General features: G+C 68.8%; 27 protein-coding genes. 21 read left to right on the top strand and 6 right to left on the bottom strand.

Features of this window, described 5'->3' with window-relative positions; translation table 11 throughout:
- The first annotated feature begins 240 nt into the window (after positions 1-240).
- Positions 241-549: a hypothetical protein gene (locus PW843_10430; GenBank protein MDE1147024.1), complete on the top strand. Its 309-nt coding sequence runs from the start codon at positions 241-243 to the stop codon at positions 547-549.
- Between the two features lie 4 nt (positions 550-553).
- Here the strand turns inward: PW843_10430 and PW843_10425 are convergent, their stop codons facing one another.
- Together PW843_10425 and PW843_10420 are read right to left on the bottom strand one after the other, a co-directional pair.
- Positions 554-901, bottom strand: a complete 348-nt coding sequence (locus PW843_10425; GenBank protein MDE1147023.1) for a metalloregulator ArsR/SmtB family transcription factor — start codon at positions 899-901, stop codon at positions 554-556.
- 209 nt (positions 902-1,110) lie between these two features.
- The gene (locus tag PW843_10420) at positions 1,111-2,286 is read right to left on the bottom strand and encodes an NADH:flavin oxidoreductase (GenBank protein MDE1147022.1); all 1,176 of its coding nucleotides are present in this window, start codon (positions 2,284-2,286) and stop codon (positions 1,111-1,113) included.
- Between the two features lie 309 nt (positions 2,287-2,595).
- On the opposite strand from PW843_10420, the gene PW843_10415 reads away from it, so the two are divergent.
- From PW843_10415 to PW843_10405, 3 genes are all read left to right on the top strand, one after another.
- Entirely contained in the window at positions 2,596-3,249 is a 654-nt protein-coding gene (locus PW843_10415; GenBank protein ID MDE1147021.1) for a class I SAM-dependent methyltransferase, read from the top strand.
- A gap of 246 nt (positions 3,250-3,495) precedes the next feature.
- Complete coding sequence (gene nhaA, locus PW843_10410) at positions 3,496-4,692, top strand: Na+/H+ antiporter NhaA (protein MDE1147020.1); 1,197 nt, start codon at positions 3,496-3,498, stop codon at positions 4,690-4,692.
- A 106-nt stretch (positions 4,693-4,798) separates the two neighbouring features.
- Complete coding sequence (locus PW843_10405; protein MDE1147019.1) at positions 4,799-6,553, top strand: hypothetical protein; 1,755 nt, start codon at positions 4,799-4,801, stop codon at positions 6,551-6,553.
- Positions 6,554-6,782: 229 nt separating this feature from the next.
- Here the strand turns inward: PW843_10405 and PW843_10400 are convergent, their stop codons facing one another.
- Genes PW843_10400 through PW843_10390 form a run of 3 tightly spaced genes read right to left on the bottom strand, consistent with a single transcriptional unit; the run spans position 6,783 to position 8,764 of the window.
- Complete coding sequence (locus PW843_10400) at positions 6,783-7,520, bottom strand: DNA-binding domain-containing protein (GenBank protein ID MDE1147018.1); 738 nt, start codon at positions 7,518-7,520, stop codon at positions 6,783-6,785.
- Positions 7,513-8,415, bottom strand: a complete 903-nt coding sequence (locus PW843_10395) for a DUF692 domain-containing protein (GenBank protein MDE1147017.1) — start codon at positions 8,413-8,415, stop codon at positions 7,513-7,515. Before PW843_10395 ends, PW843_10400 begins: the two co-directional genes overlap by 8 nt.
- 10 nt (positions 8,416-8,425) lie before the next feature.
- Positions 8,426-8,764 (bottom strand): DUF2282 domain-containing protein, encoded by a 339-nt coding sequence (locus tag PW843_10390; protein MDE1147016.1) that lies wholly within the window; start codon positions 8,762-8,764, stop codon positions 8,426-8,428.
- Positions 8,765-9,079: 315 nt separating this feature from the next.
- Here PW843_10390 and PW843_10385 point away from each other — a divergent pair, with 315 nt between their 5' ends.
- The 5 genes from PW843_10385 (at position 9,080) to PW843_10365 (ending at position 12,196) form a co-directional block, all read left to right on the top strand.
- Complete coding sequence (locus tag PW843_10385) at positions 9,080-9,691, top strand: YceI family protein (GenBank protein MDE1147015.1); 612 nt, start codon at positions 9,080-9,082, stop codon at positions 9,689-9,691.
- 36 nt (positions 9,692-9,727) lie between these two features.
- On the top strand, positions 9,728-10,300 hold the full coding sequence (locus PW843_10380; protein ID MDE1147014.1) for a cytochrome b: 573 nt from the start codon (positions 9,728-9,730) through the stop codon (positions 10,298-10,300).
- A 139-nt stretch (positions 10,301-10,439) separates the two neighbouring features.
- Complete coding sequence (locus PW843_10375) at positions 10,440-10,904, top strand: YceI family protein (protein MDE1147013.1); 465 nt, start codon at positions 10,440-10,442, stop codon at positions 10,902-10,904.
- A gap of 160 nt (positions 10,905-11,064) precedes the next feature.
- Complete coding sequence (locus tag PW843_10370; protein ID MDE1147012.1) at positions 11,065-12,051, top strand: CBS domain-containing protein; 987 nt, start codon at positions 11,065-11,067, stop codon at positions 12,049-12,051.
- Positions 12,044-12,196, top strand: a complete 153-nt coding sequence (locus PW843_10365; protein ID MDE1147011.1) for a hypothetical protein — start codon at positions 12,044-12,046, stop codon at positions 12,194-12,196. Before PW843_10370 ends, PW843_10365 begins: the two co-directional genes overlap by 8 nt.
- 53 nt (positions 12,197-12,249) lie before the next feature.
- Here the strand turns inward: PW843_10365 and ilvD are convergent, their stop codons facing one another.
- Positions 12,250-14,094, bottom strand: coding sequence for a dihydroxy-acid dehydratase (gene ilvD / locus PW843_10360; protein MDE1147010.1), 1,845 nt, complete (start codon positions 14,092-14,094; stop codon positions 12,250-12,252).
- Between the two features lie 233 nt (positions 14,095-14,327).
- On the opposite strand from ilvD, the gene PW843_10355 reads away from it, so the two are divergent.
- The 12 genes from PW843_10355 (at position 14,328) to hpnE (ending at position 26,430) form a co-directional block, all read left to right on the top strand.
- Entirely contained in the window at positions 14,328-14,651 is a 324-nt protein-coding gene (locus PW843_10355) for a hypothetical protein (GenBank protein ID MDE1147009.1), read from the top strand.
- Positions 14,652-14,677: 26 nt separating this feature from the next.
- On the top strand, positions 14,678-16,138 hold the full coding sequence (locus tag PW843_10350; protein ID MDE1147008.1) for a methyl-accepting chemotaxis protein: 1,461 nt from the start codon (positions 14,678-14,680) through the stop codon (positions 16,136-16,138).
- 491 nt (positions 16,139-16,629) lie between these two features.
- On the top strand, positions 16,630-17,232 hold the full coding sequence (locus tag PW843_10345; GenBank protein ID MDE1147007.1) for a TetR/AcrR family transcriptional regulator: 603 nt from the start codon (positions 16,630-16,632) through the stop codon (positions 17,230-17,232).
- A 142-nt stretch (positions 17,233-17,374) separates the two neighbouring features.
- The gene (locus tag PW843_10340) at positions 17,375-18,814 is read left to right on the top strand and encodes a UbiA family prenyltransferase (protein MDE1147006.1); all 1,440 of its coding nucleotides are present in this window, start codon (positions 17,375-17,377) and stop codon (positions 18,812-18,814) included.
- A gap of 1 nt (position 18,815) precedes the next feature.
- A complete protein-coding gene (locus PW843_10335; GenBank protein ID MDE1147005.1) occupies positions 18,816-20,159 on the top strand; it encodes an FAD-binding oxidoreductase in 1,344 nt (447 codons plus the stop codon).
- The gene (locus tag PW843_10330; protein MDE1147004.1) at positions 20,156-20,902 is read left to right on the top strand and encodes an SDR family oxidoreductase; all 747 of its coding nucleotides are present in this window, start codon (positions 20,156-20,158) and stop codon (positions 20,900-20,902) included. Before PW843_10335 ends, PW843_10330 begins: the two co-directional genes overlap by 4 nt.
- A 266-nt stretch (positions 20,903-21,168) precedes the next feature.
- Positions 21,169-22,170 carry an NAD-dependent epimerase/dehydratase family protein gene (locus PW843_10325; GenBank protein MDE1147003.1) on the top strand — a complete coding sequence of 334 codons (1,002 nt, stop codon included), beginning with the start codon at positions 21,169-21,171 and terminating at the stop codon, positions 22,168-22,170.
- A complete protein-coding gene (locus PW843_10320) occupies positions 22,167-23,021 on the top strand; it encodes a glycosyltransferase (GenBank protein ID MDE1147002.1) in 855 nt (284 codons plus the stop codon). The genes PW843_10325 and PW843_10320 overlap by 4 nt, the downstream gene beginning before the upstream one ends.
- Positions 22,957-23,418 (top strand): hypothetical protein, encoded by a 462-nt coding sequence (locus PW843_10315; GenBank protein MDE1147001.1) that lies wholly within the window; start codon positions 22,957-22,959, stop codon positions 23,416-23,418. The genes PW843_10320 and PW843_10315 overlap by 65 nt, the downstream gene beginning before the upstream one ends.
- Positions 23,415-24,293 carry a squalene synthase HpnC gene (hpnC, locus tag PW843_10310; protein ID MDE1147000.1) on the top strand — a complete coding sequence of 293 codons (879 nt, stop codon included), beginning with the start codon at positions 23,415-23,417 and terminating at the stop codon, positions 24,291-24,293. Before PW843_10315 ends, hpnC begins: the two co-directional genes overlap by 4 nt.
- Entirely contained in the window at positions 24,290-25,156 is an 867-nt protein-coding gene (hpnD, locus tag PW843_10305) for a presqualene diphosphate synthase HpnD (GenBank protein MDE1146999.1), read from the top strand. The genes hpnC and hpnD overlap by 4 nt, the downstream gene beginning before the upstream one ends.
- Positions 25,156-26,430: a hydroxysqualene dehydroxylase HpnE gene (gene hpnE / locus PW843_10300; protein ID MDE1146998.1), complete on the top strand. Its 1,275-nt coding sequence runs from the start codon at positions 25,156-25,158 to the stop codon at positions 26,428-26,430. Before hpnD ends, hpnE begins: the two co-directional genes overlap by 1 nt.
- Positions 26,431-26,459 lie beyond the last annotated feature (29 nt).

Below are 26,459 nucleotides of genomic sequence, written 5' to 3'. Positions count from 1 at the left end.
TCTTCACGATGCGCCATGGCGTCACCCTTGAGTTGAATATCACTATCGTATCACCAGCACTCAAGGTTTCTCATCTGGCAAATGAGGCTGGCAAGCCGTTGATGCGAATCAACGTTTCCGGCCAGTTGACCGACTTTCGAAACAGTCTCTAAGAGAAAATCCACCTGGTGGCCCCTTCCCCAGAGGCGGCGTTTGGTGCCATAGAGGGCGCCTCGCCCTTACCAACCGCCGGCCCATCCCATGAACCGCCTCGACAAAATCGCCAGGATCGTCCTGTGGGTATTGGGCCCGCTGCTGATCGTCGCCGGGTGCTGGGCCATCTTCCCGGCGCTGTTCCTGACGGTGGTGGCGGCCAACGACACCGCGTCGGATGCGGCGGCACCCGGCATGGCCTTCCTGCTGCTGCCCCTGGCGGTGGGGTGCGTGCCGGTGCTGATCCTGCTGTCGGCGCGCAAGTTTCCCCGCCTGGTGGCCTATCACGCGGTGACCATGGTGCTGGCGTGGGTGGGCGCGCTGTACCTCTACTCCCAGCTCTGGCTGCACCGCTGAGCGGTCAGCGCCCGTCGGGCACGTAGTCGTCCCGCTTGCTCATCATCTGGCACAACTGCTTGCCGAAGGTGGCCATGAAGGCGTCGATCGTCGGCTCGTTCCGGCGATAGTAGGTCCACTGGCCCACGCGCTCGGACGTCAGCAGGCCGGCGCGGTGCAGCATGGCGAGGTAGGTGGAGACGGTGGATTGCGACAGCCTGGCCTTGTCCAGGATGCGGGAGACGCACACGCCCCGCTCCAGCGGATAGCCTTCGGGCTGCGGCGCGAAATGGGCGGCGGGGTCCTTCAGCCACATCAGGATGTCGCGGCGCACCGGGTTGGCCAGGGCCTTCAGGATTTCTTCCACGTCCATGGCAGCGCCATACCTCACTTAATCAAACGCCCCCTCAAACGCCGGGCGGCGGACATCCGTCCGCCTTGGCTTATCCTCGATTTCCAGTCCGCCTTCGGCTTCCCGGAAATCTGCGGCGGATGCGGTCGCATCCTACAGCGGCACGAGGCCGTTGGTGACAACCGGGGGGCGAAGGCGTCCCCGCCCCCCGGTATCGGCCTATAAAGCCGTCAGACCACCAGCCGGTCCAGGGACGCGCGGTCGAAGGGCGTCACCTCGTCCACGCGGCCGTCGCGGACCTTGATGGCCCAATCGGGATCGCTGAGCAAGACCCGGCCCACGCCCAGCAGGTCGAAATCACCGCGCGCCAGGGCCTGCGCCGCCTCGGCCACGTCGGTGGGGCGGACGTGGAAGGCGTCGCGGCTGGCGAACATGCCGACCTTGAAGGCATCATCCAGGCCGACACTGCCCACGGCGATGACCGGCTTGCCCGTCAGGCGCCGGGTCAAGGCGGCCAGCGTCTCGTCCGCGCCGTCGAACGCCGGTTCCCAATAGCGCCGGGTGCTGACGTGGAAGACGTCCACGCCGGCCTCGGCCAGGGGCAGCAGGATGCGGGCCAACTCGTCCGCCGTCTCGGCGATGCGGGCCTTGTAGTCCACGCCCTTCCATTGGGAGAAGCGGAAGACGATGGGGAAGTCCGGGCTGACCGCCGCGCGCACGGCGCGCACGATCTCCACCGCGAAGCGGATGCGGTTTTCCAGGCTGCCGCCGTACTGGTCGGTGCGCTGGTTGGTGACCGACCAGAAGAAATCGTCCAGCAGGTAACCGTGGGCGCCGTGCAGTTCGGCACCGTCGAAGCCCAGCCGTTCGGCATCGGCGGCGGCCTGGGCGAAGGCGGCGATGACGGCGTCGATGTCGGCCTGGGTCATGGCCTTCACCACCTCAACCCCGTTCTCCACCACCGCGGAGGGGCCATAGCCCGGCACGGTCGCGTCGGGCTCGATGCCCGGGCGGCGGGCCACGCCCACATGCCACAGCTGCGGGATGATGCGTCCGCCCTCGGCGTGCACCGCGTCCACCACCTTCTGCCAGCCGGCCAGCGCCTGACCATAAAAAGCCGGGACCTGTGGATAACCGTTGGCACCCGGGTGGTTGATGTAGGTACCCTCGGTGATCAGCAGGCCGACACCGCCCTGCACCCGGCGGCGGTAATATTCGACCACGTCGGCGCCCGGCACGCCGCCCGGCGACTTGTTCCGGGTCATGGGCGCCATCACCACCCGGTTGGCCAGGACGTGCCGACCAAAGGGGAAGGGCTGGAACAAGGGGGCGACGGTCGCGTTGACCTGATGAGTGTCCGGAGTCGGGCCTGAAGAGGGGCTTTGCGCCGGGGTCAGGGTATCCATGGATGTGACCTTGCGTGGGTGACGTTAAGGGACGCTTCGATATATCGCACTTTCTCGATATATCAAGCCCCTGGTTTTGCGGCGTTTTTACACGGCTGAAATGTTGCGGCGCAAACCACGGGGATCCCAAGGATTCCTTAACCCTTGATCCCCTATGGTATCGGCCAAGGATGCGCTACGCTTTCGTGACAGGGCCTTTACAGTTCAGGTGAAAAACCAACGGCAGCTTGATTTTCCAGCGCCCGTCGGGCGCGTGAACGGTAGGAGGACGGCAGTATGGCGGCACCCGTGGCAGCCCGTGGGACCCCTTTGGAAACCGCGCGCAATGATGCGCTGCAACGGAGCCTGATCCCCTGCTTCGACGCCTTCTACGGTGCGGCCCTGACCCTGATCGATGACTGGACCGCCCCCACCCGGCCGCGCGTGCTGGATCTGGGATCCGGCGGCGGGCTATTCGCCTCGCTGGTGCGCAGCCGCCTGCCCCACGCCCACCTGCACCTGATCGAGGAGACCCCGGCCGCGCTGGAGCAGAGCCGCAAGCGTTTCGCCGGCGACGCCCGCGTCAGCTTCGCCCTGGCGGAACTGGAACAGGCCGACCTGAAGGGCCCGTGGGATCTGGTGATCTCCACCCTGGCCATCCACCGGCTGGAGCATGGCGCCAAGCGCGACCTGTACGGCCGCGTCGCCCAGGTGCTGTCCCCCGGCGGGCTGTTCATTTCCGCCGAGCAGGTGCTGGGCCCCACGGCGAACCTGGAAAGCCAGTATGATCGCCTGTGGCAGGCGGAGGCCGGCGATTTGGGCGTGCCGGCGGTGGAACTGTCCCGCGTCCGCGACCGCCTGCGCCAGGACCATTGCGCCACCATGGGCGAACAGCTGATGTGGATGGCGGAGGCCGGCCTGAATGACGTGGATTGCGCCTTCAAGGCCTGGCGCTTCGCGGTGCTGAACGCGCGCCATCATTGATGCCTTCGGCGTTTGATCATGATGGATCAAACGCCCCCTCAAGCGCCGGGCGCCGGCATCCGCCGGCTTGGGCTTCCTCCCTTTTCAGTCCGCCTTCGGCTCCCCGAAAAGGTCCGGCGGCGCCGGTCGGCGCCTACAGCGGCATGAAACCATGCCGCTGGTTAAGGCATACGTGCCACCCATGGTGGCGCGCCCTGCCGCCGACCGGTAGGATGGTCGCCCCTCTCCCACCGGCCCTGAGTCCCCATGATCAAAAGCCTGGTCCGCCGCCTGCATGGTCGGGTGGAGCGTTTCCTGCCCCTGGACAATTGGGGTGAGGTCCTGCTGCTGGCGGCCTCGCTGGCGGGGCTGGCGGCCGCGAATTCCCCCTGGGCGACGAACTATTTCCACCTCTTGCACGCGGCCGTCGGCGTGGGCGACGCCACGCTGTCGGTGGAACAATGGATCAACGACCTGCTGATGGCGTTGTTCTTCCTGCTGGTCGGGCTGGAGATCAAACGCGAGATGGTGGGGGGCGAATTGTCGTCCCTGGGCCAGGTGGCCCTGCCCGGCATCGCCGCCCTGGGCGGGGTGCTGGCCCCGGTGCTGATCTATATCGGCCTGAACCGGGGCGACGCCGACGCCCTGACCGGCTGGGCCACGCCGGCCGCGACGGACATCGCCTTCGCGCTGGCCGCCCTGTCCGCCTTCGGGCGCGGCCTGCCCCGGTCCGCCTTCCTGTTCCTGTCCTCGCTGGCCATCTTCGACGACCTGGCCGCCATCCTGATCATCGCCCTGTTCTACAGCGGCGGCCTGTCCTGGCCCGACCTGGGACTGGCAGCGGCGGCGCTGGCCGTCCTGGCCGGCATGAACCGGCTGGGCGTGCGGCGGCTGGCGCCCTATCTGCTGGTGGGGCTGGTCCTGTGGGTGGCCGTCCTGCGGTCCGGGGTGCATGCCACCATGGCCGGCGTGCTGCTGGCCCTCACCATTCCCTTGGGCGATACGGAGGCGGAGAGGGGGTCGCCCCTGCACCGGCTGGAGGGGACGCTGCATCCCCTGATCTATTTCGGTGTCCTACCGCTGTTCGGTTTCGCCAATGCCGGCGTCAGTTTCCAAGGACTGGGCTGGGCCGATCTGCTGGCGCCCGTGCCGCTGGGCATCGCCCTGGGCCTGTTCCTGGGCAAGCAGGCGGGCGTATTCACCTTCACCATGCTGGCCCTGCGGCTGAAACTGGCGCGCCCGCCGACCGGGGTGGACATGCGCGCGCTCTATGGTGTCGCCATGCTGTGCGGCATCGGCTTCACCATGAGCCTGTTCATCGCCACCCTCGCCTTCCCCGATCCCCGGCTGGTGGGTGAGGCCAAGGTGGGCGTGTTCGCGGGCTCCCTGTTGTCGGCGCTGGCCGGCGGCGTCTGGCTGACCGCAAGCCGACGCCTGGCCGCGCGACGCACCGGAGCACGGTGATAACTACTCTTGGTAAGCGCTCCACATAAAAATTCTCATAATGGTAATTTATCGCGCGACGAACTTGGCCTAGGCTGTGCCCATCCTACAACCATGGGAGGTGGCCATGATCGAGGCTCAATTCGGTTTATCGCTGCAGTACGACACCGGCTTTCAGCCGTCGGTGGCCCTGAACGCCAACGGCCTGGTGATTGAGGTTCATCAGTCCGAGGGCGCCTCGAGTGACCTGTGGTCCCGCGTGGGCCGGGTCGAGGGCCTGTCGGTGATCTGGAGCGGCGCCAAGCATTTCGACGAGGGCAAGCCCCCCGTCTGCGCCCTCAACAACAACGGCATCGCCATCGAGGTGCATGAGACCAACAGCCCGTTCAGTTCCGCCCTCTGGTACCATGTCGGTTATGCCAACGCGGACGGCCTGGAATGGGGCGGCAGTCACAAGTACCAGGACGGCGCCCAGCCGGCGGTCGCCGTCAACGACGGTGGCGAGGTGGTGGAGGTCCACAAGTCCCAGTCCAATTCGGGCCTGTGGTACCTGGTGGGCAAGGTCGCCAACGGCGGCATCACCTTCGGGTCCAGCGTCCATTTCGGCGATGGTCGTGAGCCCAAGGTGGCGATGAACAATCGCGGCGGGGTCGTGGTGGTGTACCGGGACGCGAACGGCGACGGGCTGCATTACAGCGTGGGAACCCTGCGCAACGGGACGCTGAGCCTGGGCCCGGCGCGATCCTACGACGCGGGCGCCCTGCCGGCGGTGGCGCTGACCGATGATGGCGTGGTGGTCGAGGCGCACGAATCCCAGAGCCTGAACGGCGTATGGCAGCGCACCGGCCGCATCGTCGGCGACAGCATCGAATGGGCGGGCGGGGCCACGCAGTTCGACAACGGCGCGCAAATGTCGGTGGCCGCCAGCGGCACCCGCGCCATCCAGGTCCACCGGGCGGAACTGGCTGGCCGGTCGCTGTGGAGTTCGGTGTGCCTGCTGGTCGACCGGGCCAACTGGATGCGGGACAACCGATCGACGGTGGGCCAGCGGCGGCTGCGCGATGTCGTCACCTCCGCCTCCCACGACGCCGGCATGTTTGACGGCGGCCTCGCCGGGCGCACCCAGGATTTGAGCCTGTACGGCCAGATGAACTACGGCGTGCGTTACTTCGACCTGCGGCCCAAGCTTTTCCTGGGGGATTTCTATATCGCCCACGGCATCGTGCTGGGCCCGCTGTTCGCCCGCGTGCTGGACGACACGGCGCAGTTCATGAGGGAGGGGCATCAGGAGCTGGTGATCCTCAAGATCTCCCACTACGATTCCTTCGATGACACCGTCTATAAGAACTTCACCAAGCTGGTGGAGGAGAAGCTGGGCCCCTGGCTGGTCAAGGATTTGCCCGGCCCCTTGCGCGACCAGACGGTGGCGGACCTGACCGCAAACGGCGGCCGGGTCCTGGTGCTGTGCGACGGCGATTATCCGGTGAACACGGACACCAAGCGTCCCGGCTTCTGGGTCTATCGGGACTGGCAGAGCGAAACCGCCGACAAGGGCGACCTGGTCGTCTTCGACCAGTATTCCGACACCACGTCGTTTTCGGGCATGCAATCGGACCAGTTCAAGAAGTTCAACGAGTATACCGGCCGCACCAAGTCGGGGGACCATGTCTGCGACATGTTCCTGCTGTCCTGGACCCTGACGCCGGTCACCGACGTCTGGGCCTTTTCCAAGGAAGCGAACCGGAACCTGGACTTCTCACTCCGGTCGCTGACCATCCCCAACGGCCATGGCCAGATCGTCAACCTTATCTATGTCGATTACGTCCAGTACTCACGGGCGACGGACGTCGCCATCCTGCTGAATCAGAAAGTCCGGGTCTGATAAGCGTGGCCTTTGATCGTGACCGATCAAAGACCCCCTCAAACGCCGGGCGCCAGCATCCGCTGGCTTGGCTGTCCTCGTTCCGCCCTGCGGTGCTCACTCCGGGGCCGGCAGTCGCCCGCCTCCAGCGGCATGAGTTAAAATTTCGTGCCGCTGGTATGGAGCATTGGCTGGAGCCGCGCCTGCCCGGGGTCGGGTGGGCGCGGCTTCGCAACAGCTTGATTCTGCTCTACAGCATCGCCCCCGCCAGGGCGCCGTTGGCCAGCAGCATGCGCAGCATCTCCTGCAAATCCAGTTCCGGCTCCACCGCCAGGCCGGCGGCGGCGGCGTCCGCCAGGGGCCGGCCGTCCAGCAGGGCCTGGATGGCGGCCGCGGCGCCCGGCGGCAGGGCCACGCACAGCACGCCGTCGCCGGGACGCAGCACCAGCACCTCCTCCGCCCCGTGCGCGGTCCAGGACAGGTCGGCGTCCTCGTCCTCCTGGGCCGACCGCCACAAATCCAGCACGGCGTGGTCCAGCCACACCAGGCGGGCGGCGGGGTGGGGGGTGAAGCACAGGCCGGCGTAGTCGCCGGGTGGGAAGGCCGCCACCTCCTCCGCCGTCAGGGGCACGGCATCGGCGGCGAAATAGGCCTGCATCACCGCCCATTCCAGCCGCGCCATGTTGCCGGCCATGGGATGGTCGGCCACCAGGGACCCGGGCAGGCCACCGCCATAGGCCGACAGCTGCGGCCGGTCCGGCGGCTGGCGGCGCACATGGGCCAAGGCCGCGCGGCGGAATGCCGGCACGCCCATCAGGCGCACCGTCACCGGGAAGGCGGCGGCCAGCGCCTCCACCAGCGACTGCTGGACATTGGCGCGGTAGATGTTCAGGCGCGCCTGGGCCAGCGAGCCAGCCGCCAGGTCGACCGCGCCGTCATCGGCCGACAGCAGGGCGCGCCGCATCTGTTCCTGGAACCGCTCAAGCATGGGCGACCCCCAGCAGGGCATCGGCCTTCGCCGCCTCGGCCAGCAGCACGTCCAGCGGCGGCACGTCGCGATCCCATTCCACCAGCACCGGCAGGGGACCGGTGCGGGCCAGCACCCCGGCCAGCAGGTCCCAGACGGCGTCCGACACCACGCTGCCGTGGTCGTCGATCAGCACCAGGCCGTCCGGCGTGCCCGACCAGGCGGGATAAGCCTCACGCCGATGGCCGGCCACATGGATTTCCCCCACCGCGTGCAGCGGGAAGTCCGCCAGGTAGGCGGCCGCGTCGAAACCCAGATTGTGGGCGCAGACCACCACGTTGTTGACATCCAGCAGCAGGCCGCAGCCGGTGCGGGCGACAAGCTCCGCGAGGAAGTGCGGTTCCGGTATCGCCGCCACCCCGGCCGGCAGGGTCAGCGGCATGTAGAGGGAGGGGTTTTCCACCAGCAGGCGCCGGCCCAGCGCGTCCTGGGCGTGGGCGACGTTGGCGGCCACCACCTCCAGCGTCTCCGCCGTCAGCGGCAGGGGCAGCAGGTCGTTGAGATAGGTCCCGTCCGTGCCGGCCCAGGCCAGGTGGTCGGACACCTGGTCCGGTGCCAGGCGGTCGTACAGGCGGCGCAGGGCGGCCAGATGGTCGCGGTCCAGCCCGGTGGCGGAACCCAGGGACAGGCCCACGCCGTGGCAGGACAGGGGATGGTCGCGGCGGATGGCCTCCAGCGCCGCCAGCCGGGGGCCGCCCGCCACCAGATAGGTTTCGCTGTGCACCTCCACCCACGCCACCGGCGGCCGGTCGTCCGCCAGCAGCGCCGCCACGTGTGGTGCGCGCAGGCCGATGCCGGCCCGGCGGGGCAAGGTCACCGCCGTCGGGGATTGAAGCGTGGGGGCGGCGGTGTCCATCGTCTGGGTATCAGCCCTGGTGCGGCCCGGCCTTGTCGGCCGTGGGCTTGGGCGGGCCGCCCACACCCTTGAAGGGCTTGAGCTTGCCGCCCAGGGCGACGCACTGGCCCTTCTTCACGTCGCTGAATTCCTGGCCGTCATAGTCCACCTTGGACAGCGCGCCGCAGCCGTGCGTGCCGGCGGCCGACCCGCATGAATTCTCCCCCGCCTTGGCGATACCGTAGCACTTCTCCATACCCTTGGGCGCCGGGCCCTCATGGGCGGCGGCCGGCCCGGTGAGGGCGGCCAGCGCGCTGGCCAAGGCCAGGGCGGCGACAGTGGCGATGGGGGGCGGGGGTTTCTGCGTCATGCGGGGTCGTTCCTTGGATAGGATTGCGGGCGCCAACGCGCGCCCCGGGGGCCATCGCCAACCGGCGGGCCCGCCGACCCTACCCCCTTTGGGCCACGGGCAAAACCCCCGCGTTACGTGCAAAATCGTCCCATGGGGCCGGCAATTGGTGCGCCGGGCAGAACAATTAATTCCTCGCGCGCTTGATTGTGCGCCCAAGGGGACCGACTTAGATTATCGCTCGTACCGCCCACGGCGCCTTTGACGGGCATGCCGGGGCCCTTCCACCCGTCTCATTGCCCATTCCATCCCAACCGATCCAAAGGATCCCGTCCCATGAAGCGCACTTCCGCCCTGCTGCTGGCCGCCCTGCTGGCCGCCGCCACCCCGTCCCTGGCGCTGGCCCAGGCCAGCACCGACGCGACCAAGCTGGAAAGCGGCCACTTCACCATCGACAGCAGCCACGCCAAGGTGGTGTTCGCCATCACCCACTTCGGCTTCTCCACCTACTACGGCGCCTTCCCGGACCTGAAGGGCACGCTGGACTTCGACGCCAAGGCCCCGGCCAAGAGCACGCTGGACGTGGAGATCAACGTCGCCGGCCTGGCGACGATGAACCCGAAGTTGGACGAGCACCTGAATTCGAAGGACTTCTTCGACACCGCCCAGTTCCCCAAGGCCACCTTCAAGGCGACCAAGATCGAAGTGACGGGTGCCGGCAAGGGCAAGATCACCGGTGACCTGACCCTGCACGGCGTGACCAAGCCCGTGACCCTGGACGCCACCCTGCACGGCGGCGGCACCAACCCGATGACCAAGGCCTATGTCATCGGCTTCGACGCCAAGACGGTCGTGAAGCGTTCCGAATTCGGCGTCAGCACCTATGTCCCGGCCGTGGCCGACGACGTGGAACTGCTGATCAGCGCTGAATTCGACCGCGCCCAGTAAGCCTTAAAGACTGAAATGAAGGGGGAGCCTGGACCCATGACCACCTCAGCGCGTTACAACGGCGTGGCCATGCTGGTTCATTGGCTGACCGTCATCGCCATCCTGGCCCTGCTGGCCATGGGCTGGACGATGACGTCGCTGCCGCCCGGCTCCCCCGATCAGTTCAAGCTGTTCCAGTTGCACAAATCGGTGGGCATCACCGTGCTGGCCCTGACCCTGTTCCGGGTGGTCTGGCGCCTGTCCCACCGGCCGCCGCCCCTGCCGGTCCACATGCCGGTCTGGGAAAGGGCGGTGGCCCATCTGGGGCACTTCGGCCTGTATGTCCTGATGCTGGGCATGCCGCTGACCGGCTGGGCCGTCGTCTCCACCTCCGCCTTCAACATCCCGACCGTGCTGTATGGCGTCATCCCTTTCCCCCACATGCCCATCCTGGCGGAGCTTCAGGACAAGGCGGGCGTGAACGGCGTGGTGTCCACGGCGCACGAACTGGCCGCCTGGCTGCTGGCCGCCCTGATGGCGGGCCACGCCCTGGCCGCCTTGCGCCACCATTTCCTGCTGCGCGACGACGTGTTGCTGCGCATGATCCCCCGTTTCGGCAAGCGGGCCTGACCGGCCCCCCACCCCCCGAGATTTCCCCAGAGGATGCATCCCATCGAAATTCCTCACCCCCGTTTTCGCCGCCGCCCTGACGCTCGCCGCCGGCACGGCCGGTGCCGCCAGCTGGACCGTCGATACCGCCCACAGCAAGCTGGGCTTCACCGGCAGCCAGAGCGGCACCGCCTTCAGCGGGCAGTTCAGCCGCTGGGACGCCGCCATCGATTTCGACCCGGCCAACCCCGCCACCGGCCATGCCACCGTCACCATCGACATGACCAGTGCCACCACCGGCGACGTGCAGAAGGACCAGTCCCTGCCCCAGGCCGAGTGGTTCAGCACCAAGGCCTTCCCCAAGGCGGTGTTCGAGGCCACCAGCTTCCGCGCCAAGGGCGGCAATGCGTACGAGGCCGTGGGCACCCTGACCATCCGCAGCATCAAGAAAGACGTGGTCCTGCCCTTCACCCTGGACGTGGCCGGCGGCAAGGCCCACGCCGTGGGCAAGCTGGACCTGGTCCGCACCGACTACGGCGTCGGCCAAGGCGCCTGGAGCACCGGCCAGATGGTGGCCCTGAACGTGGGCGTCACCCTGGACCTGACGGCCGCGACCAAGCCCTGAACCGGCCGTTAAGTCCCTCTCACATTTATATCTTTCACCTATGGGTAGCCCCACTCCCCCGTCCGGGAGTGGGGCTTTTTGATGCAGCGCAAAGACAGCGCACCTTTCGCCGGGCTATCCTTCCGCTGCCGGACCCATCGTGAGAGGAGAAGCCGCCCCCATGCGCGCCCATGACGTTATGACCGCCGACGTGCTGACGGTGACCGCCGATACACCGGTCAGCCGCATCGCCACCCTGCTGCTGGACCGTGGTGTCAGCGCCGCCCCGGTGGTGGACGACCATGGCGCCGTCATCGGCATGGTGAGCGAGGGCGACCTGCTGGACCGCGGCCAAGAGGAAGCGGGCGAGGCCCGGCGCGACTGGTGGCTGGCCTGGGTGGCGGAAGGGGAGCAACTGCCCCCCGGTTATCTGGCCGACGCGCAGAAGCGCGAACGCACCGCCCGTGACATCATGGCGGCCCCCGTCATCACCGTCGATCTGAACACCGACACCGCCGACATCGCCCGCCTGCTGATCACCCACGCCATCAAGCGCGTGCCGGTCATCCTGGACGGCGCCCTGGTGGGCATCGTGTCGCGCGCCGACCTGCTGAAGGTGCTGGCGGCCGAACCGGCGGAGAAGGTGGAGACGCCGCACCGCACCGGCTTCTTCCATCGCGCGGAGAAGAAGGCGCCACCGCCGGCGCCGGAACCGGTGCACGAACCCCTGTTCAGCGCCGCCGACTTCCGCCACCTGGTGGGCGATTTCCACGACGTGCACGCCCGCGAGATCGTCACCCAGCGCAAGGAGGCGCTGGCCCGCCGGCAGGACCAGGTGAAGACCCTGATCGACCATCACGTCGCCGACCACGGCTGGCACCGCCTGCTGGAGGAGGCGCACGACGCCGCCGTGCGGGGCGAGAAGGAATTCCAGCTGCTGCGCTTCCCCAGCGAACTGTGCAGCGACGGCGCCCGCGCCATCAACGTGCCCGAGCCCGACTGGCCCCGCACCCTGCGCGGCGAAGCGGCCGAGATCTACCAGCGTTGGAAACATGAGCTACAGCCGGCGGGCTTCAGCCTGACCGCCCGTGTCCTGGACTTCCCCAACGGCTTCCCGGGCGACGTGGGGCTGTTCCTGGTCTGGGGTGAGGGCGACTCACATGACTGACGAGGAAACCACCGCCTTGGCCGCAGCCGTCGCGGAAGCCGATGCCGATTTGCGGGCGGTCCCGCACGAGGAAATGCGGGCCTGGCTGCTGGAACTGGCGGCCGGCAACTTCGCCGCGCCACCGCCGGTCGCCCGGTTTTTGTAAAAGCGCTGGACTGGGGAACGGCGCGCCTTCCCCAGTCCAGTGCGTGCGACCGATCAAATCCCCGACGTGTCGCGTACCGCCCCGCGCGAGGCGGAGGTGGCGAAGTAGGCGTAGGCCTTGAGCGCGCCGGAGACCTTGCGGTCGCGGTTGGCCGGCTTCCACGCCGCCGACCCCTTGGCCTTCATGGCGTCGCGGCGGCGGTCCAGTTCGACGTTCTCCACATCCAGGTGGATGGACCGGTTGGGAATGTCGATGACGATGCGGTCGCCTTCCTCCACCAGGCCGATGGTGCCGCCCTCGGCCGCCTCGGGCGAGATGTGGCCGATGGACAGGCCGGAGCTGCCGCCGGAGAAGCGGCCGTCCGTCACCAGGGCGCAGACCTTGCCCAGGCCCTTGGACTTCAGATAGCTGGTCGGGTACAGCATTTCCTGCATGCCGGGGCCGCCGCGCGGGCCTTCATAGCGGATCAGCACCACGTCGCCCGCCGCCACGCGATTGCCCAGGATGGCGGACACGGCGTCGTCCTGGCTTTCGAACACGCGAGCCTTGCCGGTGAAGGTCAGGGCCGCCGGGTCCACGCCCGCCGTCTTCACGATGCAGCCGTCGACCGCCAAATTGCCGTACAGCACGGCCAAGCCGCCATCCTGGCTGAAGGCGTTTTCCTTGTTGCGGATGACGCCGTTCACCCGGTCACGGTCCAGGCTGGTGTAGCGCGACGCCTGGCTGAAGGCCTGGGTGGTGCGCACGCCGCCGGGGGCGGCGGCATAGAATTCGGCGATGTCGGCGTCGTTGGCGCGGGTGATGTCCCAGCCGTCGATGGCGGCCCCCAGGGTGGGGGCGTGCACGGTGGGCACGTCGCGGTGCAGCAGGCCGGCGCGGTCCAGTTCACCCAGGATGCCCATGATGCCGCCGGCGCGGTGCACGTCCTCGATATGCACGGTGGCCGAGGATGGCGCCACCTTGCACAGGTGGGGCACGCGGCGCGACATGCGGTCGATGTCGGCCATGGTGAACGGCACCTCGCCCTCGTACGCCGCCGCCAGCAGGTGCAGCACCGTGTTGGTGGACCCGCCCATGGCGATGTCCAGCGCGATGGCGTTCTCAAACCCCTGGAACGTGGCGATGGAGCGCGGCAGGACGCTGGCGTCGTCCTGTTCGTACCAGCGGCGGGCGATTTCCACCGCCGTGCGGCCGGCGCGCTGGAACAGCGCCTTGCGGTCGGCGTGCGTCGCCAGCACCGTGCCGTTGCCGGGCAGGCCCAGGCCCAGCGCCTCCACCAGGCAATTCATGGAATTGGCGGTGAACATGCCGGAGCAGGAACCGCAGGTGGGGCAGGCGTTCTGTTCCAGGGCTTCAAGCTCGGCATCGCTGACGCTGTCGTCGGCGGCGGCCACCATGGCGTCGATCAGGTCGATGGAGCGGATCTCGCCATGCACCGGGGCCTTGCCGGCCTCCATCGGGCCACCGGAGACGAACACCGTGGGGATGTTGAGGCGCAGGGCCGCCATCAGCATGCCGGGCGTGATCTTGTCGCAGTTGGAGATGCACACCAGCGCGTCGGCGCAGTGGGCGTTGACCATGTACTCCACCGCGTCGGCGATGACCTCACGCGACGGCAGGCTGTACAGCATGCCGGCGTGGCCCATGGCGATGCCGTCGTCCACCGCGATGGTGTTGAATTCCTTGGCCACGCCGCCGGCCGCCACCACCTCGTCCGCCACCAGCTGGCCCAGATCCTTCAGGTGCACGTGGCCGGGCACGAACTGGGTGAAGGAATTGGCGATGGCGATGATGGGCTTGCCGAAGTCGGCGTCGGTCATGCCCGTGGCGCGCCACAGGCCGCGGGCGCCGGCCATGTTGCGGCCATGGGTGGAGGTGCGGGAACGAAGCTGGGGCACGGAACCAGATCCTGAAAGATTGTTACCTGACTGAGGCCAATTTCTAAAACTATCTGGCCGATGAGGCAACCTTCCCGATGCGCCGCGACGCGCCCGGCCGTCATGCCGTGGATGCGGGGCCCTGCGGCCGACGCTTCGGGATAGGGTCCCCGCCGCACACCAGAATTTAACCAATTAATCATTCCCACCCGCCAAGGTAGGTCTATCGTATTAGGACGTATGGGAAGAACGGCATGCGGGGCGGACGGTTGCTGTGGGCGACGGGCGCCATCCTGGCGTCATTGCTGCCGGCCTTGGCGGCCAGCGCCTTTTCCGGCCCGGGCGGCGGCTTCGCGCTGGCGGTTTTCCCGCCCTGGGTGGCCTTGCCCGACCAGGTGGCGGCGTTGGCCGGGGCCGACGCCCTGCTGGTGGACGGCCGTCCGGGACGCTGGGTGGTGAAGGTCGGTGACGGGGGATTGCCCCGACCGATCACAGCGGGCCGGCCGCGCAACGCCGGCTTGCTGTTGCCGTTGGGCGGTTTCAGGGGATGCGGCACGGGCAGGGGCTCGGCCGCGTAAAAGTTTCGCAAAAGCGGGGCGACGACATGATCAACATGATTTCCATCCGGGCCACGGCCCTTCGGGTGTTCATCGTTTTCCTGTGGGTGTGCGTGCCGGCGGCGGCGCTGACCGGCGTCCTGGCCGGCAATGGCTGGCTGGCGCCGGGCCTGTCGGCCCTGGGCCTGGCATTGGTGCTGACCGGCGGCGTGGCCGTCGGCTTGCCGCGCCAGACCCTGGAATACATGACGGCGGTGTTGGCCATCGCCCAGACCTCGATCCTGGTGGCGGCGTCCGCCGGTGACTGGCAGGTCGATTTCCACATGATCTACTTCGCCGTCCTGGCCATGCTGACGGCCTTCTGCGACTGGCGCATCATCATCCTGGCGGCCGGCGCCACCGCCGTGCACCATCTGACGCTCAGTTTCCTGGTGCCGGCCTGGGTGTTCCCGCACGACCGGGGCGACATCGGCCGCGTGCTGTTCCATGCCGGCATCGTCCTCATGGAGACCGGCATCCTGGTGTGGCTGGCCTGGAGCCTGGAGCAACTGTTCGCCGCCATGGACACCGCCCTGGGCAAGGCGGAAACGGCGGCGGCCGAAACCGAGGCCCTGCGCAAGCAGCAGGAACAGCAAAGCCAGCAGGCCCGCCAGCAGCGCGTGGCCCTGCGCCTGGCCCTGGCGGACCAGTTCGCGACGGAGATCGCCGGCCAGACCGACCAACTGGTCGGCGCCATGACCGACCTGTCGGAAAACGCCGTGTCGCTGGACCAGCTGGCGGACACCGCCCGCACCTCCGCCACCGGCGCCACGGCCGAGGCCGACGACGCCATGAGCCATGCCGGCACCGTGGCGGCGGCGGTGGAGGAGATGGCCGCCACCATCGCGGAGATCGTGCGGTCGGTCGATGACGCCGCCGGCCGCGCCCGGTCGGCCGCCACACAGGTGGAGGCGGTGGACCGCCAGGTCGCGACCCTGAGCGAGGTCGCCACCCGCATCGGCAGCGTGGTGCAGATGATCCAGGACATCGCCGGCCAGACCAACCTGCTGGCCCTGAACGCCACCATCGAGGCGGCCCGCGCCGGGGAGGCCGGCAAGGGTTTCGCCGTCGTGGCATCCGAGGTGAAAAGCCTGGCCAACCAGACGGCCAAGGCGACGGAGGACATCGCCCGCCAGATCCAGGAAATCCAGACCGCCGCCCACGGCACCGCCGAGGCGGTGGCGGAGATCGGCCAGTCGGTGGCGGCATTGGACGCCAGTTCCGGCGAGGTCGCCAACGTCATCGGCCAGCAGAGTGCGGCGGTGGACGAAATCTCCCGCAGCATCCAGCTGGTGTCCGACCGCACCCGCCGCCTGGGCGAGGCGGTGGGCGGCATGAGCGACCTGGCCGGCAAGGTCGCCAGCCAGGTGACCGCCACCCGCAGCACCGCCGACCACGCCGACGGCACCGCCGCCGCCATGCGCAGCGGCATCCAGGGCTTCCTGACCCGCCTGCGCGAGAACGCCTGAAGCGTCCGATTTTCCTACGCACAAACAACGCCGGCGGCATGAGACGCTCATGCCGCTGTAGCCCCCGACCGGGGCCGCCGGAGCTTTCCGGGGAACGTCAGTGGACTGGAAAGCGAGGATAGCCCAGCCGGCGGATGCCGGCGCCCGGCGATTGAGGGCGACAGGCATAAGTACGGCCCGGTTCCCGCCGTGGGGAACCGGGCCGTGAACCGACGGCAGGGTGCGGGGGAGGATGCCGCCGGTAATCGGGCTTCTGCGCGGCGCCTGGCGCGGCTACAGTTTCCCTATGCCGAATGGGCCGTCGCGGGGGATATTTCGCTATGGTCCGTTTCGTAAGTGTAGGATAGTGTCATCCAGCGGGTGGGAGCACTGCGACAATCGAAACGCTGTGTAGCGTTTCTGTCCTTTGGGGAGGACGTCGCGAACGGCCGGCCCGCGCATTGGATGCTGGCGCCTTCAGGGGAAAAGGAGACAGGGTGACGGACAAAGCCATGCGGGGACCCGGACGTCCCCGATCGGATCAGGCGCGCGACGCCATCCTGGAGGCGGCGTTTCTGCTGCTGGAAGAAAACGGCCTGGAAAAGTTCACCATCGAGGGCGTGGCGGCGCGGTCCGGCACCGCCAAGACCACGATCTACCGCTGGTGGCCGGGCAAGGGCGCCCTGGCGATGGAAGCCCTGCTGGCCTATGCCGAGCTGACGGTGCCCTTCCCCCACACAGCGTCCGCCGTGGCCGATCTGCGCGCGGTGCTGGACGGCATCGCCCGCAATTTCGCCGGCGCCACCGGCCGGGTGGTGGCCAGCATCGTGCTGGCCGGGCAGAACGACCCCGCCACCCTGAAGGTCTATCATGAGAAGGTGGTGGAACCCCGCCGCCAGCGCCTGCGCGACATCCTTGAACGCGGCAAGAAGAACGGCGAGTTCCGCACCGACCTGGACGTGGAGACGCTGGTGGAGGCGCTGTACGGCGCCCTGTACGCCCGCCTGCTGATCCGCTTCGCCACGCTGGATGAGCCCGGCTGGATGGACCGGCACATCACCCAGCTGCTTGAGGGCGCCCTGCCCCGGCCCTTGTGCGGCCAAGCTTCCCTGTAAGACACCCGTACAGCTTCCCGTGCGAATGGGATATTTTCCGGTGGCGGAACGAAATATACTCCGCCGGCACCCGCCCCTCTCCTGGTAGAGGTCGGATGGGACTGGATTTTACAATGGGTTGGGGCGGGGGCCTCGGGTGGGCATGATCGACAATCAGAAGCAGGATGCGGGCGAGGACGTGCCGCTGGTCGTGGATTTGGATGGCACGCTGATCCGGACCGACCTGCTGGTGGAATCCTTCTTCGCCCTGCTGACCACGTCGCCGTTGGATGCGCTGGCGGCCTTGCGCCACCTGGGCGACAAGGCCCGCTTCAAGGCGGCGGTGGCCAAGCGCGCCCTTCTGGATTTCCACACCCTGCCCCTGAATGAGGAACTGGTGTCCTGGCTGCATGAGGAAAAGGCCAAGGGCCGCCGCATCTACCTGGCCTCCGCCTCCACCCACGCCCACGTCCAGGCCATCGCCGACCGCGTCGGCCTGTTCGACGGTATCTTCGCCTCAACGCCGGAAAACAACCTGGCCGGTGCCGCCAAGTCGGCCGCGCTGTGCGCGGCGTTCGGCCAGGGCGGATTCGACTATGCCGGCAACGCGGCGGTGGATTTGGCCGTGTGGAAGGACGCGCGCGGCGTGGTGGTGGTGGACGCCGCCGCCGGCCTGCTGCGCACCGTCAAGGCGCGCCATCCCGACGCCCAGGTGATCACGCGGAAAAACACCGGCCTGGCGGAATACCGCCGCGTGCTGCGCGTGCATCAATGGCTGAAGAACCTGCTGATCTTCGTGCCGGCCTTCACCGCCCACCATTTCAGTTTCGCCACCTTGGCCGCCTGCGCCGCCGCCTTCCTCAGCTTCAGCCTGTGCGCCTCCAGCGTCTACATCCTGAACGACCTGCTGGACCTGAAAAGCGACCGGGAGCATCCGACCAAGCGCTGGCGGCCGTTCGCGGCGGGGCAGGTGGACATCCTGCACGGCCTGTTCCTGCTGCCCCTGACGCTGGTGGGGGCCGGCGTCATCGCCCTGTTCCTGCCCTGGCATTTCCTGCTGGTCCTGGCCGGTTATTACGCCGTGACCATGGCCTATTCCCTGGGCGTGAAACGACAGCCGACCCTGGACGTCATCACCCTGGCCTGCCTGTATGGCAGCCGCCTGGTGGCCGGCGCCGCCGCGACGGACGTGCCGCTGTCGTCCTGGCTGCTGACCTTCTCCGTCTTCCTGTTCCTCAGCCTGGCGCTGGTCAAGCGCTGCTCGGAACTGCGGGCGCGCGTCCTGCGCGGTGCCGCAGCCCCGCCGCGCTACGCCTACCGCCTGGACGACCTGCCCATCCTGGAAATGATGGCGGCCTCCAACGGCACCGTCGCCGTGCTGACTTTCTTCCTCTACCTCACCAGCGACACGGTGGCGCAGCTGTACAGCCGGCCCGAGGTGCTGTGGGGCACACCGGTGGTGCTGCTGTACTGGATCGGCCGCATCCTGATCAAAACCCATCGGGGGGAAATGCACGACGACCCCGTGCTGTTCGCCGCCAAGGACCGCGTCTCCTGGATCTGCGCCGGGCTGATCGGCCTGATCATGCTGACCAGCATCTGATATGGCCCTGACCGAACAGACACAGGCAAGCCTGAGCGGCTGGGGCAATTTCCCCCGCCTGCGCGACGCCCGTGTGCTGCGCGCGCGGGGGGAGGCCGAGATGCGGGCCGCCATCGCGCAGGAACGGTCGCTGATCGCGCGCGGCAACGGCCGGTCCTACGGCGACCCCGCCATGGGCAGCCGGGCCACCCTGTCGCTGCTGCCCAGCGACCGCCTGATGGCGTTCGACGCCGACAGCGGCGTGCTGACCTGCGAGGCCGGCGTGATGCTGGCCGATATCCTGGACGTGTTCGTGCCGCGCGGCTGGTTCGTGCCGGTGACGCCCGGCACCAAGTTCGTCACCGTGGGCGGCGCCATCGCGTCCAACGTGCACGGCAAGAACCACCACGGCGCCGGTTCGTTCGGCAACCATGTGGAAAGCCTGACCCTGGCGCTGGCCGACGGCCGGGTGGTGCGCTGTTCGCCGCAGGAGAACGCCGACCTGTTCGCCGCCACCTGCGGCGGCATGGGCCTGACCGGCGTGATCGTCAGCGCATCCTTCCGCCTGATGCGGATCGAGACGGCCTACATCCGCCAGGAAACCCACCACGCCGCCAACCTGGAAACGGTGATGGCGATGTTCGAGGCCAACCAGGCCTGGACCTATTCCGTCGCCTGGATCGACTGCCTGGCGCGGGGGCCGGATCTGGGCCGGTCGCTGCTGTACCTGGGGGAACATGCGCGGGCCGACGAATTGCCGGCGGGAAACGGCCAGCCGCTGGTCCTGCCCCCCAAGGCGACGCGGCGGGTGCCCATCGACTTCCCCGCCTTCGCCCTGAACCGGTGGAGCGTGCGGGCCTTCAACGCCCTGTATTACCGCCGTGCCCAAGCGGGCGGTTCCCTGATCGACTACGACAGCTATTTCTACCCGCTGGACGCCATCCTGGAATGGAACCGCATCTATGGCCGGCCGGGTTTCCTGCAATTCCAGTGCGTGCTGCCCAAGGCCACGGCGGCGGCGGGCCTGCGCCTGCTGCTGGACCGGGTGGCGCGGTCGGGCCGCGCCTCTTTCCTGGCGGTGCTGAAGCTGCTGGGGAAACAGGACGGCCTGCTGTCCTTCCCCATGGAAGGCTACACCCTGGCGCTGGACTTCCCCGCCGACACCGGCACGCTGGGCCTGATGCTGGAACTGGACGCCATCACCGCCGACCATGGCGGCCGGCCCTACCTGGCCAAGGACAGCCGCTGCGGCGCCACCTTGGTCCGCCAAGGGTATCCCCACCTGGGTGAGTTCCAGTCCATTCGCGCCCGGGTCGACCCCACGGGCAAATTCTCCTCCCTGCAATCGGAACGGCTAGGCCTATGACCGCCGCATCATCCCAGACTGTCCTTATCCTCGGCGCCGCCAGCGACATCGGCCTGGCCCTGGCCCGCGCCTATGCCCGGGGCGGCGCCCGGCTGATCCTGGCGGCCCGCGACGCCCGGCGGCTGGAGACGGACGCCGCCGATTTGCGCCTGCGCAGCCAGGCGGAGGTGCGGCTGGTGGATTTCGACGTGCTGGACATCGCCGGCGCCGGCGCCTTCCTGGACGGGCTGGGTGACTTGCCCGACGTGGCCGTCAGCATGGTGGGCCTGCTGGGCGACCAGGCGGCGTCGGCCACCGACCCGCTGACCGCCGACCTGGTGATGCGCAGCAACTACAACGGCCCCGCCGCCATCCTGGGCGAACTGGCCCAGCGCATGGAAAAGCGCGGATCCGGCATCCTGATCGGCGTCAGTTCCGTGGCCGGCGACCGGGGCCGGGCCACCAACTATGTCTACGGGTCCGCCAAAGCCGGCTTCACCGCCTTCCTGTCCGGCCTGCGCCAGCGGCTGCAGGGAACGGGCGTGCACGTCATCACGGTGAAGCCCGGCTTCGTCGATACCCGCATGACCGCCGGCATGCCCCTGCCCAAGCCCCTGACCGCCCAGCCGGCGGAGGTGGCGGACGCCATCCTGCGCGCCCAGGCGAAAGGCCGGGACGTGGTCTACGTGCGTCCCGTCTGGCTGCTGGTCATGACCATCATCCGCCTGCTGCCGGAGGCGGTGTTCAAGCGCACGCGGATCTGAGGATTCATACGCGCGGCATTTGATCTTGATCGATCAAATGCCCCCTCAGGCGCCGGGCGCCAGCATCCGCTGGCTTGGCTCACGGACCTGGCCGGTCCGGGCCGGCGGTCGCCGGCCGAAGAACGGCATTACGGCACCGACAACAGTGTCGCATACCGGCCACAGCAGGCCAGCCATCCGCCGACCGGCACCCGCCAACCCTTTCCACTCCCTATCCTGGAAGTGATATGGTCCCGCCGTCTGACGGATTGGGGATCTTGGGGCCGATGGCCGATAAGCAGCGATTGTTCATCACCGGGGCGACGGGCTTCGTCGGCGCGGCCGTGGCCCGTGCGGCCTTGGCGCGCGGCCACGACGTCACCGTGCTGAAGCGCCCGGCCACACCGCCCACCAACCTGGCCGGCCTGGACGTGCGCGTGGTCGAGGGCGATTTGGGCGACCGCGACAGCCTGGCGCGCGGCATGGAGGGCGCCGACGCCCTGCTGCACGTTGCGGCCGACTATCGCCTGTGGGCGCCCAACCCGGAAGAGATCGTCCAGAACAATCTGCGCGGCACCCGCGCCATCATGGAACTGGCGCTGGAGCGCCGCCTGAAGCGCGTGGTCTACACCAGCAGCGTCGCCGTGCTGGCACCGCGCACCGACGGCGTCGCGGTGGACGAACGCGCGGTGATGGCGCCGGAGGCGGCCATCGGCGCCTATAAGCGCAGCAAGATCCTGGCGGAACAGGCGGTGCTGGACATGGTGGCCAAGGATGGGCTGCCGGCCGTCATCGTCAACCCGTCCACCCCCATCGGCCCGCGCGACCTGCGCCCCACCCCCACCGGCCGCATCATTGTCGAGGCTGCCACCGGCAAGATGCCGGCCTTCGTCGACACCGGCCTGAACCTGGTGCATGTCGATGACGTGGCGGAGGGCCACATGCTGGCCTTTGAGAAGGGCCGGTTGGGCGAACGCTACATCCTGGGCGGGCAGGACGTGTCGCTGCAGCAGATGCTGGCCGACATCGCCGGCCTGGTGGGGCGCAAAGCCCCCACCGTCAGCATCCCGCGCGGCCTGATCTACCCCATCGCCGTCGGCGCCGAGGCCGTGGCCAAGATCACCAAGCGCGAGCCCTTCGTGACGGTGGACGGCCTGCGCATGTCCAAGTACCGCATGTTCTTCTCCTCGGCCAAGGCGGCGGCCGAGCTGGGCTACACCGCCCGCCCCTACGGCCAGGCCCTGGCCGACGCCCTCACCTGGTTCAAGACCGCGGGGTACCTTGCATGAGCGTGCTTTTCCTCATCGGTGCCATCGCCTTGGCGGTGTGGGTGGTCCTGGTCTTCGCCCGCGGCCTGTTCTGGCTGGGGCTGGAGCGGGACGACATGGCCGTCGTGCCGGTGGCCAAGCCGGGCGAGGTGCTGCCCAGCGGCTTCAGCCACGGCGGGCTGGACGGCGGCTGGCCATCCGTCACCGCCGTCATTCCCGCCCGCAATGAGGCCGACGGCATTGCGCGGGTGATCACCTCCCTGGGCGCGCAGGATTATCCCGGCGCCCTGAACATCGTGCTGGTGGATGACGGCAGCGACGACGGCACGGCCGACATCGCCCGTCACGCGGCGGAGACCTCGGGCTCCACCGCCACCCTGACCGTGCTGACGGGGGCGGAGCTGGCGCCGGGCTGGACCGGCAAGATGTGGGCCGTGCGCCAGGGCATCGCCCATGCCCAGGCCGGCGATTTTCCGCCCGATTACCTGTGGCTGACCGACGCCGACATCGCCTACGCCCCCGACACGCTGACCCGCCTGGCGACCCGGGCGCAGACGGAAAACCGCGTGCTGGTCAGCCTGATGGCCAAGCTGCGCTGCGACAGCTGGGCGGAAAAGCTGTTCATCCCCGCCTTCATCTATTTCTTCCAGATGCTGTACCCCTTCGGCCGGGTCAACGACAGCGGGTCCACCGTGGCCCGCAGCTGCCGGCGGCTGCATGCTGGTGGACCGCCAGGCGCTGGCGCGGGCCGGCGGCATCGACAGCATCCGCGACGCCCTGATCGACGATTGCGCCCTGGGCCGCCGCATGAAGACGCAAGGTTCCATCTGGTTGGGCCTCAGCGACCGCGCCGTCAGCCTGCGCGCCTATGACAAGGTGGACGACATCCGCCGCATGGTGATCCGCAGCGCCTACGCGCAGTTGAACTACTCCCCCATCCTGCTGGCCGGCACGGTGCTGGGCATGCTGCTGACCTATGTGGCGCCGGTGCTGCTGGCCCTGTTCAACCGCGAGGCGGCGGGGGTGTTCGGCGCGCTCGCCATCGGCCTCATGCTGGCCAGCTTCGCGCCCATACAGGCGTTCTATCGCCTGTCGCCTATGCGGGCCGTCACCTTGCCGCTGATCGGTATCGTCTATACCGTGTGGACGGTGGACAGCGCGGTCCAGCATTGGATGGGCCGCGGCGGCATGTGGAAGGGGCGCGCCCAGGCCCAGCATGTGCATCCGGTCCAGCCGACCACGGACCAGAACGGAACCACCACGCCATGACGGCAGCCAACCACCGCACCGGCAAGGGCCACAAGGACGAGAACTTCCCCGTCGCCTCGCTGATCATCCGTCCGGATGCGCGGGCGCCGGTGATGGCCTATTACGCCTTCGCCCGCGTGGCCGACGACGTGTCGGACAGCCCCATCCTGGCGCCGGACATGAAGCTGAAGCTGCTGGACGCCATGGGCGCCAGCCTGCGCGGCGACCGCCAGAACGAGCCGGAGGCCGTGGCCCTGCGCGAGGTGCTGGCCGAATACAAGCTGCCCGACCAGCATGCCCAGGATCTGCTGACCGCCTTCCGCCGCGACGTCACCCAACTGCGCTACACCGACTGGGACGACCTGATCGACTATTGCCGCTATTCCGCCATGCCGGTGGGGCGCTACGTCCTGGACGTGCACGGGGAGAGCCGCGACACCTGGGCGGCGTCCGACGCCCTGTGCGCCGCCCTGCAGGTCATCAACCACCTGCAGGATTGCGGCAAGGACAAGCGGGCGCTGGACCGCGTCTACATCCCCCTGCCCATGCTGATCGCGGAAGATTTGACGCCGGATGCGCTGCTGGAACCGGTCTCGCCGCCGGCCCTGCTGGACATCATCCGCCACCTGGCCAAACGCACCGACGCCCTGCTGGACCAGGCGGAGCCGCTGGCGGCCCAGGTGAAGGATCTGCGCCTGGCGATCGAGGTCGCCATCATCCAGCGCCTGGCCCGCCGCCTGGTGCAGGTGCTGCTGACCCGCGACCCGCTGTCCCAGAACGTGCACCTGGGCAAGGCGGCGACGCTGTGCATCGCCGCGCGCGCCACGCTGTCCACGCTGTGGCGGCGCCTGACGGGCAATGGCGCCACCGCCGTGGCCGCCGGGAAGAAGCCATGACCGCGGCCGCCGACATGCCCGCGAACACCCAGAACGAAACCGCCGCCAGGTCCGCCAGCGGCAGTTCGTTCTACACCGCCATGCGCGTGCTGCCGCCGGCCGAGCGCGACGCCATGTTCCACATCTACGCCTTCTGCCGGGCGGTGGACGACATCGCCGACGGCGACGACCCCACCATCGCCGCCAGCAAGACGGCCCGGCGCGAGGCGCTGGACAAGTGGCGCCGCGACATCGCCGCCCTCTGCGCCGGCAAGGGCCCCGCCGAACTGGCGGCGTTGCAGGCCGCCACCCAGCGTTTCGGCCTGCGCTACGACGACTTCATCGCCGTCATCGACGGCATGCAGATGGATTTGGACGCCGACATCCAGGCGCCGGACATGGCGACCCTGGACCTGTACTGCGACCGGGTGGCCAGCGCCGTGGGCCGCCTGTCGGTGCGCGTGTTCGGCATGCCGGAGGACAGCGGCATCGCCCTGTCCCACCATCTGGGCCGCGCCCTGCAACTGACCAACGTGCTGCGCGACGTGGATGAGGACGTGGCCATCAACCGCCTGTACCTGCCGTCGGAACTGCTGCGCGCCCAGGGCATCACCGCCACCGACCCCGCCACCGTGGCGGCCGATCCGCGCGTGGATGGCGCCTGCCGGGCGCTGGCCGTGCGCGCGGCCGAGCATTTCGCCGAGGCCGGCCGCCTGCTGGCGGCGGCCCCGCGCCGGGCCGCGCGCGCGCCCCGGCTGATGCGCGACGTTTACAAGATCTACCTGGACCGCCTGCTGGTGCGCGGCTGGGCCGGGCCCCGGCCCAAGGTCCGCCTGTCCAAGCCGCACCTGCTGTGGGTCGTGCTGAAGGCCTTCCTGTTCTGATGACCACCGCCCATCCATCCACCGGGCCGACGGTTCACGTCGTCGGCGCCGGCCTGGCCGGCTTGGCCGCCGCCGTCCGCCTGACCGAACAGGGCCGCCGCGTCCGCCTGTACGAAGCCGCCGCCCATGCCGGCGGCCGCTGCCGGTCCTATGACGAGCCCGCCCTGGGCGTGCGCATCGACAATGGCAGCCATCTGGTGGTCAGCGGCAACCATGCAGCCATGTCCTACCTGCGCAGCACGCACGGCCCCGGCCGCGCGTTCGGGCTGGAGAAAGTGGACTACCGGTTCTGGGACGGCGCCACCGGCCGCCGCTGGCAGGTGCGCCCCAACGAGGGCAAGCTGCCGTGGTGGGTGCTGGTGCCCTCACGCCGCGTGCCCGGCACCACCGCCGCCGACTATCTGGCCGGCATGAAGCTGATGCGTGCCGACCCGCTGGCGCCCATCGGTGAGGTGCTGTCCTGTTCCGGCCCGGCCTGGGACAATTTCTTCCGCCCCGTGCTGCTGGCCGCCTTGAATACCGAGCCGGAGCAGTCGGCCGCCGGTCTGGCCGGCGCCATCATCCGCGAGACCCTGGCCCAGGGCGGGGCGGCCTACCAGCCCCTGCTGGCCAGCGGCGGCCTGTCGCCCGTGTTCGTGGACCCGGCGCTGGACTGGCTGGCCGCCAACGGCGCCGAGATCGCCTGGCGCCGCCGCCTGCGCGGCCTGACGCGGGATGGCCAGGTCGCGACGGCACTTGATTTCGGCACCGAAACGATAGCGCTGGGCCCGGATGATGCGGTGGTCCTGGCCGTGCCCGCCTGGGTGGCGGCCGACCTGCTGCCGGGCCTGACCACGCCGACGGAACACCGGTCCATCCTGAACGTCCATTTCCGCCTGGACCGGCCGGCGGACATGCCCCGGATGACCGGCATGATCAACACGGTGGGCGAATGGGCCTTCGCCTATGACGACCACCTATCGGTGACGGTCAGCGGCGCCGACCGCCTGATGGAGTCGGACCGCGAGGCCACCGCCCGCACCATCTGGGGGGAGATCGCGGCCTTGGCCGGCCTGCCCGCCGACGCGCCCCTGCCCCCCTGGCAGGTGGTGAAAGAGAAGCGGGCGACCTTTGCCGCACTGCCGACGCAGGCAAAGCGTCGCCCGAATGCAACGGCCGCCGGAAAAAACCTTGTGTTGGCAGGGGATTGGACGGCTACCGGATTGCCTTCGACCATCGAAGGCGCCATACGTTCGGGATTCACCGCCGCGGATGCGTTGCTGCGCGGGGCGTGAAGCCTGGACGGTTCCCCGTCCAAGCGATT

The sequence above is a fragment of the Azospirillaceae bacterium genome (genome assembly GCA_028283825.1).
In the GTDB taxonomy this organism is placed as follows: domain Bacteria; phylum Pseudomonadota; class Alphaproteobacteria; order Azospirillales; family Azospirillaceae; genus Nitrospirillum.
This window is presented reverse-complemented; position numbering and strand designations above follow the sequence as displayed.

Bases quoted from the DNA above. Each gene is read 5' to 3' on its own strand.
- hpnC (MDE1147000.1), top strand. From the start codon at position 23,415: ATGACGGCAGCCAACCACCGCACCGGCAAGGGCCACAAGGACGAGAAC.
- hpnD (MDE1146999.1), top strand. From the start codon at position 24,290: ATGACCGCGGCCGCCGACATGCCCGCGAACACCCAGAACGAAACCGCC.
- PW843_10430 (MDE1147024.1), top strand. From the start codon at position 241: ATGAACCGCCTCGACAAAATCGCCAGGATCGTCCTGTGGGTATTGGGC.
- hpnE (MDE1146998.1), top strand. From the start codon at position 25,156: ATGACCACCGCCCATCCATCCACCGGGCCGACGGTTCACGTCGTCGGC.
- PW843_10370 (MDE1147012.1), top strand. From the start codon at position 11,065: ATGCGCGCCCATGACGTTATGACCGCCGACGTGCTGACGGTGACCGCC.
- PW843_10355 (MDE1147009.1), top strand. From the start codon at position 14,328: ATGCGGGGCGGACGGTTGCTGTGGGCGACGGGCGCCATCCTGGCGTCA.
- PW843_10405 (MDE1147019.1), top strand. From the start codon at position 4,799: ATGATCGAGGCTCAATTCGGTTTATCGCTGCAGTACGACACCGGCTTT.
- nhaA (MDE1147020.1), top strand. From the start codon at position 3,496: ATGATCAAAAGCCTGGTCCGCCGCCTGCATGGTCGGGTGGAGCGTTTC.
- PW843_10330 (MDE1147004.1), top strand. From the start codon at position 20,156: ATGACCGCCGCATCATCCCAGACTGTCCTTATCCTCGGCGCCGCCAGC.
- PW843_10400 (MDE1147018.1), bottom strand. From the start codon at position 7,520: ATGCTTGAGCGGTTCCAGGAACAGATGCGGCGCGCCCTGCTGTCGGCC.
- PW843_10320 (MDE1147002.1), top strand. From the start codon at position 22,167: ATGAGCGTGCTTTTCCTCATCGGTGCCATCGCCTTGGCGGTGTGGGTG.
- PW843_10315 (MDE1147001.1), top strand. From the start codon at position 22,957: ATGAAGACGCAAGGTTCCATCTGGTTGGGCCTCAGCGACCGCGCCGTC.
- PW843_10380 (MDE1147014.1), top strand. From the start codon at position 9,728: ATGACCACCTCAGCGCGTTACAACGGCGTGGCCATGCTGGTTCATTGG.
- PW843_10325 (MDE1147003.1), top strand. From the start codon at position 21,169: ATGGCCGATAAGCAGCGATTGTTCATCACCGGGGCGACGGGCTTCGTC.
- PW843_10350 (MDE1147008.1), top strand. From the start codon at position 14,678: ATGATCAACATGATTTCCATCCGGGCCACGGCCCTTCGGGTGTTCATC.
- PW843_10425 (MDE1147023.1), bottom strand. From the start codon at position 901: ATGGACGTGGAAGAAATCCTGAAGGCCCTGGCCAACCCGGTGCGCCGC.
- PW843_10385 (MDE1147015.1), top strand. From the start codon at position 9,080: ATGAAGCGCACTTCCGCCCTGCTGCTGGCCGCCCTGCTGGCCGCCGCC.
- PW843_10365 (MDE1147011.1), top strand. From the start codon at position 12,044: ATGACTGACGAGGAAACCACCGCCTTGGCCGCAGCCGTCGCGGAAGCC.
- PW843_10390 (MDE1147016.1), bottom strand. From the start codon at position 8,764: ATGACGCAGAAACCCCCGCCCCCCATCGCCACTGTCGCCGCCCTGGCC.
- PW843_10345 (MDE1147007.1), top strand. From the start codon at position 16,630: ATGCGGGGACCCGGACGTCCCCGATCGGATCAGGCGCGCGACGCCATC.
- PW843_10395 (MDE1147017.1), bottom strand. From the start codon at position 8,415: ATGGACACCGCCGCCCCCACGCTTCAATCCCCGACGGCGGTGACCTTG.
- PW843_10420 (MDE1147022.1), bottom strand. From the start codon at position 2,286: ATGGATACCCTGACCCCGGCGCAAAGCCCCTCTTCAGGCCCGACTCCG.
- PW843_10335 (MDE1147005.1), top strand. From the start codon at position 18,816: ATGGCCCTGACCGAACAGACACAGGCAAGCCTGAGCGGCTGGGGCAAT.
- PW843_10340 (MDE1147006.1), top strand. From the start codon at position 17,375: ATGATCGACAATCAGAAGCAGGATGCGGGCGAGGACGTGCCGCTGGTC.